Source organism: Variovorax sp. GW821-FHT09D05 (assembly GCF_059416325.1).
In genome coordinates this window covers 39,020-52,095 of sequence record NZ_JBWKOZ010000004.1, presented here as the reverse complement: position 1 = coordinate 52,095, position 13,076 = coordinate 39,020, and the positions used below count along the sequence as shown (strand labels likewise).

The following is a 13,076-nucleotide window of genomic DNA, read 5'->3' as shown; positions in this document are numbered from 1 at the left end:
CCCGGATGTACGCGCTTCCCTTTTTGCCTACAATGAAGTTCCAACTACTGCAGTTGCCATTGCTTGTTGGTTCAGGGCGCGTCTCCAGAAGACGCGCCCTTTTTTCTTGCCTGTCGCACTCTGCGCACGAGCCAATTCAAGTACTTAAGCGTTCCCGTTGATGAATCACATCAGAAATTTTTCGATCATTGCGCACATCGACCATGGCAAGTCGACGCTCGCAGACCGTTTGATCCAGCGTTGCGGCGGCCTCGCAGACCGCGAGATGGAAGCGCAGGTGCTCGACTCGATGGACATCGAAAAAGAGCGTGGGATAACCATCAAGGCGCAGACCGCTGCGCTGCACTACAAGGCACTCGATGGGCAGGTCTACAACCTCAATCTGATCGACACGCCGGGCCACGTCGACTTCTCGTATGAAGTGAGCCGCTCGCTGTCGGCGTGCGAAGGTGCACTGCTCGTCGTCGATGCATCGCAAGGTGTCGAAGCGCAGACAGTGGCCAACTGCTACACCGCGCTCGACCTCGGAGTCGAAGTGGTGCCTGTGCTCAACAAGATCGATCTGCCCAACGCGGACCTCGACAACGCGCGCACCGAAATCGAAGACGTGATCGGCATCGACGCGACCAATGCGATCCCGTGCTCGGCAAAGACCGGCGTGGGCATCGACGACATTCTCGAAGCCATCGTTGCCAGGATGCCCGCGCCGCGCGGCAACCCCGACGGCCCGCTGCGCGCGATGATCGTCGACAGCTGGTTCGACCCGTACGTCGGCGTCGTCATGCTGGTGCGCGTGGTCGACGGCCGGCTCGCGAAGGGTGATCGCATCAAGATGATGGCGTCGGGTGCGATGTACAACGCCGACAGCGTCGGCGTCTTCACGCCCGCCAACGAACCCCGCAATTCGCTCGAAGCGGGCGAGGTGGGCTACATCATCGCGGGCATCAAGGAGCTGCAGGCGGCCAAGGTCGGCGATACGGTCACGCTGATCAAGGCCGGCACCGGTGGCGCTGCGGCAACGGCGACCGAGGCGCTGCCCGGCTTCAAGGAAATCCAGCCGCAGGTGTTCGCGGGCTTGTACCCGACCGAAGCGAGCGAGTACGACTCGCTGCGCGACGCACTCGAAAAGCTCAAGCTCAACGATTCGTCGCTGCGCTACGAGCCCGAGGTGAGCCAGGCGCTCGGCTTCGGCTTCCGCTGCGGCTTCCTCGGCTTGCTGCACATGGAAATCGTGCAGGAGCGCCTGGAGCGCGAGTTCGACCAGGACCTGATCACGACCGCGCCGAGCGTGGTCTACCAGGTGGTCAAGAACGACGGCGAAGTGATCATGGTCGAGAACCCGTCCAAGATGCCCGACGTCGGCAGGATGGCGGAGATCCGCGAGCCGATCGTCACCGTTCATCTCTACATGCCGCAGGAATACGTCGGCTCCGTCATGACGCTGGCGAACCAGAAGCGTGGCGTGCAGATGAACATGGCCTACCACGGCCGTCAGGTCATGCTGACCTACGAGATGCCGCTCGGCGAGATCGTGCTCGACTTCTTCGACAAGCTGAAATCGGTGAGCCGGGGCTACGCCTCGATGGACTACGAGTTCAAGGAGTACCGCGCGTCCGACGTGGTGAAGGTCGACATCCTGCTCAACGGCGACAAGGTCGATGCGCTGTCGATCATCGTGCACCGCAGCCAGTCGCAGTACCGCGGCCGGGCCGTGGTGTCGAAGATGCGCGAGATCATTTCGCGCCAGATGTACGACGTTGCGATCCAGGCGGCCATCGGCGTCACCATCATTGCGCGTGAGACAATCAAGGCGCTTCGCAAGAACGTGCTGGCCAAGTGCTATGGCGGCGACATCACCCGCAAGAAGAAGCTGCTCGAGAAGCAGAAGGCGGGCAAGAAAAGAATGAAGCAGATCGGCTCCGTCGAGGTCCCGCAAGAGGCCTTCCTCGCGATTCTGCAAGTCGAAGACTGATCAAAAAAATGGCATTCATCACCACCCTGGTCCTCGCGGCCTTCGCCGCCTATGTCGGCGCCTGGTATTTCAACGCGATCGAAGGCAACTTTGCCTTGCTGCTGTTCCTGGCGACGGTGGTCACCGGCCTCTACTGGCTGGCCGAGCGCTTCTATTTCCTGCCCCGGCGCGAACAGGCCGCCGCCAAGCTGGAAGCTTCGCTGACCGAGCGCAATGCGCGCTTGTCCGAGCAGGGTATCAAGCAGGTCGACACGGCCGACGCGAAGGCGAGCGAACGGCTGCTGATGCAGCCCTGGTGGCTCGACTGGACCGCCGGCCTGTTCCCGGTGATCCTGGTGGTGTTCCTGCTGCGCTCGTTCCTCTACGAGCCTTTCAAGATCCCGTCGGGCTCGATGATGCCCACGCTGCTGACCGGCGACCTGATCCTGGTCAACAAGTTCACCTACGGCCTTCGCCTGCCCGTGATCAACACCAAGATCACCGACGGTACGCCGCTGGCGCGCGGCGACGTGGTGGTGTTCCGCTACCCGCCCAAGCCGAGCATGGACTACATCAAGCGCGTGGTCGGCGTCCCGGGCGACGAGGTGGCCTACCTGAACAAGAAGCTCACGATCAACGGCCAGCCGGTGTCCAAGGAGTCGGATGCCGACTACCTCGACGGCGAATCGATGCGCCTGCTCAAGCAGTACACCGAGAACCTCGGCGGCAAGCAGCACAAGATCCTCAACGACGAAACCACGCCATCCTACGTTCCCGGTGCCAGTGGCTTCAATTTCCCGGGCATCGAAAACTGCCGCTACTCGGTCGAGGGCGTGGTCTGCAAGGTGCCGGCCGGCAACTATTTCATGATGGGCGACAACCGCGATAATTCGGCGGACTCGCGTTTCTGGGGCTTCGTGCCGGACAAGAACATCGTGGGCAGGGCGTTCTTCGTCTGGATGAACTTCGGCGATCTGGGTCGCATCGGTCCGTTTCAATAAGCATTCATCTGAATAGTTCAGTTCGAGGGGTATGAGGGCATGAGAACACATCGGTTCGTTCGCAGCAGGGCTGCGCAACAACGCGGCATTTCGTTCATCGGCTTGGTGTTCGTCGCGGTCGTGCTCGGGTGTCTGGGCGTGGTCGTCGCGCAGGTCATCCCGACGCTGATCGAATGGCAAGCCATCGACAAGGCGGTCAACAAGGCCAAGGAAGGCACGACCGTGCCTGAAGTGCGCGCCATCTTCGATCGTGCCCAGGCCATCGACGACTTCAAGTCGGTCAGCGGCAAGGATCTCGACATCAAGAAGGTCGGCGACAAGGTGGTCGTGTCGTACTCGTACGAGCGTGAGATCCCCCTGTTCGGCCCGGCCTACCTGACGCTCAAGTACAAGGGCGAATCCCGCTGAACACGGCGCCCAAAAAGGTGGAGGGCAGCCTCGCCGCGCTGCAGGCGCGCCTCCAGCACACCTTCTCCGATCCGCGGCTGCTCCAGCTCGCGCTCACGCATCGCAGCTTCTCGGCCGACCACAACGAGCGCCTTGAATTTCTCGGCGACTCGGTGCTGAACCTGGCGGTCTCGCACCTGCTCTACATGCGCCTGTCGGCTCTGCCCGAAGGCGACCTGTCGCGCGTGCGGGCCAACCTGGTCAAGCAGGACACCCTGCACCGCCTGGCGGTAGGGCTGGCGCTGTCGCCGCTGCTGCGGCTCGGTGAAGGCGAGGCGCGCTCGGGCGGGCCCAACCGGCCGTCGATCCTGGCCGACGCGCTCGAGGCGCTGATCGGCGCCGTCTATCTCGACGCCGGCTTTGCGGCCGCACAGTCGCTGGTGCACCGGCTCTACGAGGCGGTCGAAATCAATCCGCGCATGGAAGCCGCAGCCAAGGATCCCAAGACCGAATTGCAGGAATGGCTGCAGGGTCACAAAATGAAGCTGCCGGTGTATCGCGTGGCCGCCACACTGGGCGCAGCGCACAAGCAGACTTTTGATGTCGAGTGCGAGGTGCCCGAGTTGGGGCTTCGCGAACGCGGCATCGGCGGCTCGCGCCGCGCCGGCGAGCAGGCGGCTGCGGCCGCCATGTTGATCCGGCTCAAGGCACGCGGCACCGCGTGAAACCAGAATGAACGATGCTATCAATCCCGTAGCGGGACCCGAAGACACTGCAGGCGATGTGCCTGCCACCGGACCCCAACACTGCGGCCTCATCGCCATCGTCGGCAAGCCCAATGTAGGCAAGTCGACGCTGCTCAATGCGCTGGTCGGCCAGAAGATCAGCATCACCTCGCGCAAGGCGCAGACCACGCGTCACCGCATCACCGGCATGCGCACGCTGGGCGCCACGCAGTTCGTGTTCGTCGACACGCCGGGCTTCCAGACCCTGCACGCCAACGCGCTGAACAAGTCGCTCAACAAGACGGTGCAGGGCGCGGTCGGCGATGTGGACCTGATTCTTTTCGTGGTCGAGGCCGGCAGCTTCACGCCGGCCGACGAGCGCGTGCTCAAGCTGCTCGGCAAGGGCATTCCGACCGTGTTGCTGGCCAACAAGCTCGACAACGTGCACCGCCGCGGCGACATCGCGCCCTGGCTGAAGACCATGCAGGAAAAGCACAGCTTCGCCGAGTTCGTGCCCATGTCGGCGAAGAACGCCAAGGACGTCGAGCGCCTGTTCGGCATCTGCGAGAAGTACCTGCCCGAACAGCCCTGGTTCTACGACGAGGACGAGCTGACCGATCGCAGCGAGAAATTCCTTGCCGGCGAGCTCGTGCGCGAGAAGCTGTTCCGCCTCACCGGCGACGAGCTGCCCTACACCTCGACCGTCATCATCGACAAGTTCGAGGAAGAGCCGCCCCAGAAGAAGGGCCAGAAGCGTCTGCTGCGCATTGCCGCCACCATCGTGGTCGAACGCGACGGCCACAAGGCCATGGTGATCGGCGACAAGGGCGAGCGCATCAAGCGCATCGGCATGGAAACCCGCGTCGAGCTCGAGAAGCTGGCCGACGCCAAGGTGTTTCTCGAACTGTGGGTGAAGGTGCGTTCGGGCTGGGCCGACGACGAAGCCCGTGTCCGTTCGTTCGGCTACGAATGAAGTGGCCGCTGCCCACCGCGTTTCGCACGAACCGGCGTACGTTCTCCATCGCTACGATTGGAGCGAGTCGAGCCTGATTCTCGAAGTCTTCACCCGCCACCACGGGCGTATCGCGCTTGTGGCAAAGGGGGCGAAGCGGCCGAGTTCCAACTTCCGGCCGGTGTTGCTGCCGTTGCAGCCCCTGCAGCTCAACTACGGCGGCGACGCCGAAATCCGCACGCTCAAGGGCGCCGAATGGATGGGCGGCCATGTGATGCCGACCGGCGAGGCGCTGCTGTCGGGCTATTACGTCAACGAGCTGCTGCTGCGCCTGCTGGCGCGTGACGATGCCCATGAAGCGCTGTTCGATGCCTACGCCGGGGTCGTTCAGGTGCTGGCAGGCGATCACGTCGGCGCGCAGGCCGCGACCCAGGCTGCCGCGCTGCGTGCTTTCGAGTTGCTGCTGCTGCGCGAGGTCGGCCTGCTGCCGTCGCTCGATGTGCAGACCCTCACGCTGGAGCCGCTTGCCGCCGAGCAGCGCTACAGCCTCGTGCCGGAAGCCGGCCTGCGCCAAGCCGACGACGAGGCCGCGCTGAATGGCGCCGACTGGCAGGCTCTGCAGGCAGTTCTCGACGACCGCGCCCCTTTTACCGCCACGTTGCGTGAAATTGCCACCATGAACGCCGGCAGCAACAGTGCCCTGCGAAACCAGTTGCGCACCTTGCTCAACTACCATTGCGGCGTGTCCACGCTGCGTACGCGGCAAATGATGAGAGATCTGCAAGCACTATGAGCACTTCAGGCACCACCGGCACCACCACCTCGCTGTCCGTCAACCTCAACAAGGTGGCCCTGGTCCGCAACACGCGCCACCTGGGCATCCCGAGTGTGGTGAAAGCCGCCCAGGCCTGCCTGGCTGCCGGTGCGCACGGCATCACCGTGCACCCGCGGCCCGATGCCCGCCACATTCGCGCACACGACGTGAGCGACCTGTCGGCGCTGCTCGCCAAAGACTGGCCCGCGATCGAATTCAATATCGAAGGCAACCCCTTCCAGAACCTGATGGATTTCGTGCGCACGCTGAGGCCGCACCAGGCCACCTTCGTGCCCGACAGCGAAACCCAGTCGACCAGCGACCACGGCTGGACCTTCCCCGACGACGCCGAGCGCCTGCGCCCCCTGATCGCCGAAGCCAAGGCGCTGGGCGTGCGCGTCAGCCTGTTCATGGACCCGATTCCCGAAATGATGGCGGCGGTCAAGGCCGTGGGCGCCGACCGCGTCGAGCTCTACACCGAAGGCTATGCCGCATCGCGCGGAACGCCCGACGAGAAGGCCGTGCTCCAGCGTTATGCCGACACGGCGCGCGCGGCCCATGCCGCAGGCCTGGGCATCAACGCCGGCCACGACCTGAGCCGCGACAACCTGACGGCTTTCCTGCGTGCCGTGCCTGGCGTGCAGGAGGTCTCGATCGGCCATGCCTTCGTGGCCGACGCGCTCGAGCTTGGCTATACGGCCGCCACGCGCGACTACCTGCGCTGCATCAACGAGGCGCAATGAGCGCCGGCGCCGCATGATCTACGGCATTGGCACCGACATCTGCGACCTGCGTCGCATTGCCGCGACCTTCGAGCGCCAGGGCGAACGCTTTGCCCGCAAGGTGCTGAGCGACGCTGAATTCGCAGTCTGGAAGGCCCGCAGCGAACGCTGGCCCAAGCGCGGCCTGAGCTATCTGGCGACCCGCTTCTCCGCCAAGGAGGCCTTCAGCAAGGCCATCGGCCTGGGCATGCGCATGCCCATGAGCTGGCGCCTGTGCGAGATCGCCAACCTGCGCAGTGGCAAGCCCGTCATCGTGCTGCATGGCGGCCTGAAGGACTGGTTCGAGGCGCAGGGCCTCACCGCCCACGTGACCGTGACTGACGAAACCGAATACGCCGCGAGCTTCGTGGTGGTGGAGAAGCTATGACTGCCGGGCCCGCCGCTCGCCCCCATGCGCCGCTGATCATCGATGTGGCGGCTACCGAGCTCAACGACGCCGACCGCCGTCGCCTCGCCAATCCGCTGGTCGGCGGAGTGATCCATTTCGCCCGCAACTGGCAGGACCGCGCGCAGATGACTGCGCTCAATGCCGAGATCAAGGCGATCCGCCCCGACCTGCTGATCTGCGTCGACCACGAGGGCGGCCGCGTGCAGCGCTTTCGCACCGACGGCTTCACGCACCTGCCGTCGATGCGCGCACTCGGCGAGCTGTGGATGCGCGACGCCATGCGCGCCACCCAGACCGCGACCGCGGTCGGACAGGTGCTGGCGGGCGAGTTGCGCGCCTGCGGCGTCGACTTCAGCTTTGCGCCGGTGCTCGACCTGGACTACGGCGGCAGCAGCGTCATCGGCAGCCGCAGCTTTCATCGCGATCCGCGCGTGGTGGCGCTGCTGGCCAAGAGCGTGATGCACGGCATGCTGCAGATGGGCATGCGCAACTGCGGCAAGCATTTTCCGGGGCATGGCTTCGTGCAGGCCGATTCGCATGTCGAGATCCCGGTGGACAAGCGCGGCCTCAAGGCCATCCTTGACGACGACGCACGGCCGTACGACTGGCTGTCGGGCACGCTCGGCGCGGTGATGCCGGCGCACGTGATCTATCCGAAGGTCGACAAGCGGCCGGCGGGGTTTTCGTCGAAATGGCTCAAGGCGATCCTGCGGCAGCGCTTTGCCTTCGACGGCGCCGTGTTCAGCGACGACCTGAGCATGGAGGCGGGCCGCTACATCGATGGCCGGCTGCTCAGCTATACCGATGCGGCGCTGACCGCGCTGGAAGCCGGATGCGACATGGCGCTGCTGTGCAACCAGAGCATCGGCGAGGGGCGCCTGCTCGACGACTTCCTCGAGGGCTTCGAGGCTGCCGCGCGCGCGGGCCGATGGCTGCCGGACGCGAGCAGCGAAGCGCGCCGCCAGGCGCTGCTGCCGCAGGGCGCCGCACCCGATTGGTCGACGCTCGTCGCTTCGCGCGGGTACCGCGATGCGAGGCGGATGACGGACGTTTGAAGGCTGTCCAGCCGATCCGGAATTGGCGCATTTGTGAACAAGCTGGCAAATACGCCAGATAAGTCAGCCGCGCCGTCCTATAGAGTCAAATGTTCTGAACCAGGCAGTTTCGGGGGATATTTCTCATGGCGCACATCGGCGAATCCTGGCTGACTTTCGACAGCTTGACGCAGCACGTCGTCAAGACGATCAATCCCAAGCGCATCCTGGACATCGGTGCCGGGGGCGGCAAATATGGAGCCTTGCTCAAGAACGTCGTGCCCGAATGCGAGCTGACCGCGCTGGAGTGTGACGAAGTGGCATTTCCTCAACTGCGCGAGGTCGGCTACCACCAGATTCTTCCGATCACGGCCGACAAGCTCTATGAACGCAGCGGCGATCTCTACGACGTGGTGATCCTGGGCGATGTCATCGAGCACATGCTCCATTCGCAAGGCCGCGACCTGCTGGAATTTCTCAACTACCGCTCCCGCTATCTCATCATTTCCACGCCGGAATGCATGCCGATGAGCCGTCCCATCTTCTTCGAAGGCCACAACTCGCTGTGGCGTCCCGATTCGTTCGGCTGGCACGACTACTGGGCGCACCAGCAGTGCGGCGTGATGCACTTCTATCTGCTCAGGGGGCACGACAACTGGGCTGGGCCGGGTCTGGCAGAGGTAGTGAGTGCGGTCAATGGAGCGGGAATTTTCAACGACCATTCCAGCGACAAGAAGCAGGCCGTCAACCTGACGATTCATGACACGCGCTACAAGGAGCCGGCCGACGAACACAACGTCGTGCTGTACCGCCCCTTCTGACGGACGTTGTTTCATGACGGCAACCGACAAGATCTCCCTTCGCGATATAGACATCATCGTTTCGTACAGGGAGGCGACCGAAGAGCGCCGCGAGAACCTCTATGCCGTGCTGGCGCATCTGGCCTACACCTATACCGACTACCGGCTGTGGTTGATGGAGGCGGCGACGGCGCCGCGCTTCGACTGGCAGCGGCTGCGCGATCCGAAGATCCGGCATGTCTTCTTCCATCACGATGGGCCGTTTCCCAAGTCGATGCTCTACAACACGGGCGTCCGGCTGGCCCGCAGCCCCGTGATCTGCTTCCACGACGCCGATTCCATTGCCCAGCCTTCAACGCTGCGTGGCTGTGTCGATGTGCTGCTGGACCGGGACAGCAGCGAGGTGCTGTGCCCCTACTGGAGCGTCATCAACGTGACGGGTGAACTCAAGCGCGATTTCATGCAGTTGCCCGACTACGCCCGATTCGCATCGATCAACGTGGAGCAACTGCCTCCGGATGCCGGCGTGCTGTACTCGAATGCCAATGGGGGCATCGTGCTGTTCAAGCGCAGCGAGTACATCCGAGTCGGCGGGTACAACGCACGCCTGGAAGGATGGGGCGGCGAGGACGACGAACTGCTGCGCAGGGCAGGGCGGCTGGGTCTGCGTTGGCACTCGATGCACGTGCCGCTTTTCCACTTGCACCACGATTCGGGTTCGCGCAATGAATTGATCGAGAGCCTTCATGGCACCGAGAACCTGCGTGCGTCGCATGCCATCGAGACCATGTCCCAGGAAGAGGTCGAGGTGCTGGCGCGCGAGCTGTCCGCGTTCTTCGCGTCCGACTGATCAGGGCCGGGAGCTGGCGTCCCAGAGCCGACGGCCGTTCATGTCCAGGTGCGTCAGATACAGCCGCAAGTCGAATTCAAGCTGCTGGTAGTCCGGCTCCATGTGCGTGCACAACGCATAGAAGGCCTTGTCGTGCTCCCGCTCCTTCATGTGCGCCAGTTCATGCACGACGATCATCCGTAACCAGGCCAGCGGCACGCCCTTGAACAGGCTCGCCACCCGGATCTCCCGCTTGGCCTTGAGCTTGCCGCCCTGCACGCGCGACACCGTGGTGTGCGTGCCCAGCGCGTTGCGGATCACGTGCAGCTTGTTGTCGAACATCACCTTCGACAGCGGTTCGGCCTTGCGCATGAACTCGCTCTTGAGCTCGTTCACGTACTCGTAGAGCGCGCGGTCGGTCTGCACGTTGTGCACTCCGTCCGGATAGCGCTTGCCGAGCAGCACGGCGAGCTTGTCCTCGGCGATCAGCTGGCGGACCTGGTCCAGCAGGGGCGCCGGATAGCCCGCCAGGTATTTCATGCGCGACGGCGCTCCGTGCGCGCCGCGCAGGCCAGCCCCGTGGCCACGCCGCCGAACAGGTCGCCCTCGACCAGGTTCACGCCCGCGAAGCTCTTGCGCAGTGCGTGCTGGAACGGTCGCAGCGCCGAAGAGCCGCCGGTGAGGTAGATCGCGTCGAGGTCGCCGCTGCGCAGGCCCGCGCGCTTGACGCAGGCGTGTGCGCACGCGATCACGTTCTCGAGCGGTCCGGCCAGCTGCTGTGCCATATCGTCCGGCGTGAGCGAGGCCACCAGCCCGTGTTCGGCGCAGGAGAGGTCGATGGCCGTCGCCGCATCGGTCACCGAGGCATCGATCTTGGCCGCTTCCACCGCACTCGCGATGCGGTGCCCGTGCCGCTCTTCGAGCACGGTCATCAGCCGGTCGTGCAGCCGCGTGTCGCTGTAGCTCGTGCGCAAATCCTTTGCCTGCCGCACCGCCTTGGCAGCGTAGAGCCAGTTGATCAGGTGCCAGGACGAAAGCTCGAAGAACACCTTGCTTGGCACTTCGCGTCCCTGCGGGCCGTGGTGGCGAAAGCCGAATTGCGGCATCACGCGCTCGAGGTTCAGGCGCTGGTCGAAGTCGGTGCCGCCGATGTGCACGCCGCTGGTGGCCAGTACGTCGTCGCTGCGGTCCTCGCGCGCGGCACGCTCGGGGCCGACGCGCACGACGGTGAAGTCAGAGGTGCCGCCGCCGATGTCGACGATGAGCACGATCGACTCTTTGACGATGCGCTGCTCGTAGTCGAAGGCGGCTGCGATCGGCTCGAGCTGGAAGGCGATCTCGCGGAACCCCGCCGCGCGCGCTGCGTGGCGCAGGCTCTCTTCGGCACGCTCGTCGCGCTTGGCATCGTCGTCCACGAAATGCACGGGCCGTCCGATCACCACGCGCTCGGGTATCCGGCCGAGCTCGCGGCTGGCGCGCACGGCCAGTTCGCGCAGGAAGCGCGCGATGATGTCCTCGAAGCTCACGAGGCCGTCGTAGATCGCGGTCTTCTCCTGCATCAGCGCGCTGCCGAGCAGGCTCTTCAGCGAGCGCATCAGGCGGCCTTCGGTGCCCGAGAGGTACTGGCCGATGGCGTCGCGGCCGAAGTGGGTCGTGCGGTCTTCGGCGTTGAAGAAGATCGCGGTGGGCAGGGTGGTGGCCGCGCCTTCGATGGGCAACAGGCGGGCCTCGCCATCGACCCGGCAGGCCACGGCGGAGTTGGAGGTGCCGAAGTCGATGCCGATCGTCGGCAGCGACGACGGTGACAACACGCTCAAGATTCCCTGCGCAGCGCCGGGAACAGGATCACGTCGCGAATGCTCGGCGAATCCGTCAGCAGCATCATCAGCCGGTCGATGCCGATGCCGCAGCCGCCGGTGGGCGGCATGCCGTATTCGAGCGCACGCACGAAGTCGTGGTCGTAGTACATGGCTTCGTCGTCGCCGCTGTCCTTGGCGGCGACCTGCGCGTTGAAGCGCGCGGCCTGGTCCTCGGCGTCGTTCAGCTCGCTGAAGCCGTTGCCGAACTCGCGGCCGGTGATGTACAGCTCGAAGCGTTCGGTGACCTCGGGGCGCTCGTCGTTGGCCCGCGCCAGCGGCGAGATCTCGGTCGGGTGCTCCATGATGAAGGTCGGCTGCCAGAGCTTCTCTTCCACAGTCTCCTCGAAGTACATCACCTGCAGGCTGGCCAAACTGCGCTGCGAGAGCTTGTCCTTCTCTTCGCTCAGGCCGATCTTGCGCAGGGCGTTGATGAGCCAGGCGGCGTCGTCGACGCCATCACCGGCGTCGGTGTACTTCAGGATCGCCTCGCGGATCGTCAGGCGCTCGAAGGGCTGGGTCAGGTCGACCGGCTTGCCTTGGTAGGTGAGCTGCTGCGTACCCACGGCCTTGTCGGCGATGGTGCGGATCAGCGTCTCGGTGAAGTCCATCAGGTCGCGGTAGTTCCAGTAGGCCGCGTAGAACTCCATCATCGTGAACTCGGGGTTGTGCCGCACCGAGATGCCCTCGTTGCGGTAGCTCCGGTTGATTTCGAACACGCGCTCGAAGCCGCCCACGATCAGGCGCTTGAGGTACAGCTCGGGCGCGATGCGAAGGAACATCTCCTGGTCGAGCGCGTTGTGGTGCGTCTTGAAGGGCTTGGCGTTCGCGCCGCCCGGAATCGGGTGCAGCATGGGCGTCTCGACTTCGAGGAAGTCGTTAGCCACCATGAACTCGCGCAGGGCGCTCACGGCCTTGCTGCGCGCAGTGAAGCGCACGCGTGCCGATTCGTCGGTGATCAGGTCGACATAGCGCTGGCGGTACTTCTGCTCCTGGTCGGCCATGCCGTGGAACTTGTCGGGCAGCGGGCGCAGGCTCTTGGTGAGCAGGCGCAGCTTGGTCACCTTGACCGACAGCTCGCCGGTCTTGGTCTTCATCAGCGTGCCTTCGGCGCCAACGATGTCACCCAGGTCCCAGCGCTTGAAGTCGGCGTAGATGTCTTCGCCGACCGCGTCGCGCGTCACGTAGAGCTGGATGCGGCTGGTGGCATCTTGCAGGGTGGCGAAGCTGGCCTTGCCCATCACGCGCTTGAGCATCATCCGGCCGGCTACGCTCACTGCAACGGCTTGCGCCTCGAGGGCTTCGGCCTCGGCGGCGCCATGCGCTTCGGCGAGTGCCGCTGCACGGTGGCCAGGCTTGAAGTCGTTCGGGAACGCAACGCCTTTGCCCTCGGCCTGCGCCGTGCGCAGCAGCTTGAGCTTTTCGCGGCGTTCTGCGATGAGCTGGTTTTCGTCGACGGGGGGCGGAGGAGGCGAGGGGGTCTTTTGATCGGACATGGGAGGCGGGTGGCGCGCATCCGGGAGCGTGCGCGGGGCTGGCATTTTAGCCCATCGGGTT

At 64.6% G+C, this 13,076-nt stretch carries 14 protein-coding genes; 11 read left to right on the top strand and 3 right to left on the bottom strand.

Going from position 1 to position 13,076, the window contains the following annotated elements; all coding sequences use genetic code 11:
- The first annotated feature begins 160 nt into the window (after positions 1 to 160).
- The 11 genes from lepA (at position 161) to AC07O3_RS11465 (ending at position 9,684) form a co-directional block, all read left to right on the top strand.
- A complete protein-coding gene (gene lepA / locus AC07O3_RS11515) occupies positions 161 to 1,972 on the top strand; it encodes a translation elongation factor 4 (RefSeq protein ID WP_093049440.1) in 1,812 nt (603 codons plus the stop codon).
- Positions 1,973 to 1,980: 8 nt separating this feature from the next.
- A complete protein-coding gene (gene lepB, locus AC07O3_RS11510; RefSeq protein ID WP_093049443.1) occupies positions 1,981 to 2,952 on the top strand; it encodes a signal peptidase I in 972 nt (323 codons plus the stop codon).
- A gap of 39 nt (positions 2,953 to 2,991) precedes the next feature.
- Positions 2,992 to 3,360 carry a DUF4845 domain-containing protein gene (locus tag AC07O3_RS11505; RefSeq protein WP_093049446.1) on the top strand — a complete coding sequence of 123 codons (369 nt, stop codon included), beginning with the start codon at positions 2,992 to 2,994 and terminating at the stop codon, positions 3,358 to 3,360.
- A 17-nt stretch (positions 3,361 to 3,377) separates the two neighbouring features.
- A complete protein-coding gene (rnc, locus tag AC07O3_RS11500) occupies positions 3,378 to 4,064 on the top strand; it encodes a ribonuclease III (protein ID WP_093049449.1) in 687 nt (228 codons plus the stop codon).
- A 7-nt stretch (positions 4,065 to 4,071) separates the two neighbouring features.
- Complete coding sequence (gene era, locus AC07O3_RS11495) at positions 4,072 to 5,037, top strand: GTPase Era (protein ID WP_495339357.1); 966 nt, start codon at positions 4,072 to 4,074, stop codon at positions 5,035 to 5,037.
- A 1-nt stretch (position 5,038) separates the two neighbouring features.
- Positions 5,039 to 5,809: a DNA repair protein RecO gene (gene recO / locus AC07O3_RS11490; protein ID WP_495339626.1), complete on the top strand. Its 771-nt coding sequence runs from the start codon at positions 5,039 to 5,041 to the stop codon at positions 5,807 to 5,809.
- A complete protein-coding gene (locus AC07O3_RS11485; RefSeq protein ID WP_495339356.1) occupies positions 5,806 to 6,573 on the top strand; it encodes a pyridoxine 5'-phosphate synthase in 768 nt (255 codons plus the stop codon). Before recO ends, AC07O3_RS11485 begins: the two co-directional genes overlap by 4 nt.
- 13 nt (positions 6,574 to 6,586) lie before the next feature.
- Positions 6,587 to 6,979, top strand: coding sequence for a holo-ACP synthase (gene acpS, locus AC07O3_RS11480; protein WP_093049461.1), 393 nt, complete (start codon positions 6,587 to 6,589; stop codon positions 6,977 to 6,979).
- Positions 6,976 to 8,055, top strand: a complete 1,080-nt coding sequence (nagZ, locus tag AC07O3_RS11475; protein ID WP_426391813.1) for a beta-N-acetylhexosaminidase — start codon at positions 6,976 to 6,978, stop codon at positions 8,053 to 8,055. The genes acpS and nagZ overlap by 4 nt, the downstream gene beginning before the upstream one ends.
- A 125-nt stretch (positions 8,056 to 8,180) precedes the next feature.
- Positions 8,181 to 8,855 (top strand): class I SAM-dependent methyltransferase, encoded by a 675-nt coding sequence (locus tag AC07O3_RS11470; RefSeq protein ID WP_354337301.1) that lies wholly within the window; start codon positions 8,181 to 8,183, stop codon positions 8,853 to 8,855.
- A gap of 13 nt (positions 8,856 to 8,868) precedes the next feature.
- Positions 8,869 to 9,684, top strand: a complete 816-nt coding sequence (locus AC07O3_RS11465) for a galactosyltransferase-related protein (protein WP_495339355.1) — start codon at positions 8,869 to 8,871, stop codon at positions 9,682 to 9,684.
- On the opposite strand, the gene AC07O3_RS11460 is transcribed toward AC07O3_RS11465, so the two are convergent.
- The 3 genes from AC07O3_RS11460 to lysS are packed head-to-tail and all read right to left on the bottom strand — an operon-like array spanning position 9,685 to position 13,015.
- Positions 9,685 to 10,203 (bottom strand): M48 metallopeptidase family protein, encoded by a 519-nt coding sequence (locus tag AC07O3_RS11460; RefSeq protein ID WP_093075576.1) that lies wholly within the window; start codon positions 10,201 to 10,203, stop codon positions 9,685 to 9,687.
- Positions 10,200 to 11,480, bottom strand: a complete 1,281-nt coding sequence (locus tag AC07O3_RS11455) for an Hsp70 family protein (protein WP_495339354.1) — start codon at positions 11,478 to 11,480, stop codon at positions 10,200 to 10,202. The genes AC07O3_RS11460 and AC07O3_RS11455 overlap by 4 nt, the downstream gene beginning before the upstream one ends.
- The gene (gene lysS, locus AC07O3_RS11450) at positions 11,477 to 13,015 is read right to left on the bottom strand and encodes a lysine--tRNA ligase (protein ID WP_495339353.1); all 1,539 of its coding nucleotides are present in this window, start codon (positions 13,013 to 13,015) and stop codon (positions 11,477 to 11,479) included. The genes AC07O3_RS11455 and lysS overlap by 4 nt, the downstream gene beginning before the upstream one ends.
- Positions 13,016 to 13,076: the final 61 nt, after the last annotated feature.

Coding starts and splice junctions, on each gene's coding strand:
- lepA (WP_093049440.1), top strand. CDS start 161: ATGAATCACATCAGAAATTTTTCGATCATTGCGCACATCGACCATGGC.
- lepB (WP_093049443.1), top strand. CDS start 1,981: ATGGCATTCATCACCACCCTGGTCCTCGCGGCCTTCGCCGCCTATGTC.
- AC07O3_RS11465 (WP_495339355.1), top strand. CDS start 8,869: ATGACGGCAACCGACAAGATCTCCCTTCGCGATATAGACATCATCGTT.
- AC07O3_RS11460 (WP_093075576.1), bottom strand. CDS start 10,203: ATGAAATACCTGGCGGGCTATCCGGCGCCCCTGCTGGACCAGGTCCGC.
- AC07O3_RS11485 (WP_495339356.1), top strand. CDS start 5,806: ATGAGCACTTCAGGCACCACCGGCACCACCACCTCGCTGTCCGTCAAC.
- lysS (WP_495339353.1), bottom strand. CDS start 13,015: ATGTCCGATCAAAAGACCCCCTCGCCTCCTCCGCCCCCCGTCGACGAA.
- AC07O3_RS11505 (WP_093049446.1), top strand. CDS start 2,992: ATGAGAACACATCGGTTCGTTCGCAGCAGGGCTGCGCAACAACGCGGC.
- acpS (WP_093049461.1), top strand. CDS start 6,587: ATGATCTACGGCATTGGCACCGACATCTGCGACCTGCGTCGCATTGCC.
- nagZ (WP_426391813.1), top strand. CDS start 6,976: ATGACTGCCGGGCCCGCCGCTCGCCCCCATGCGCCGCTGATCATCGAT.
- era (WP_495339357.1), top strand. CDS start 4,072: ATGAACGATGCTATCAATCCCGTAGCGGGACCCGAAGACACTGCAGGC.
- AC07O3_RS11470 (WP_354337301.1), top strand. CDS start 8,181: ATGGCGCACATCGGCGAATCCTGGCTGACTTTCGACAGCTTGACGCAG.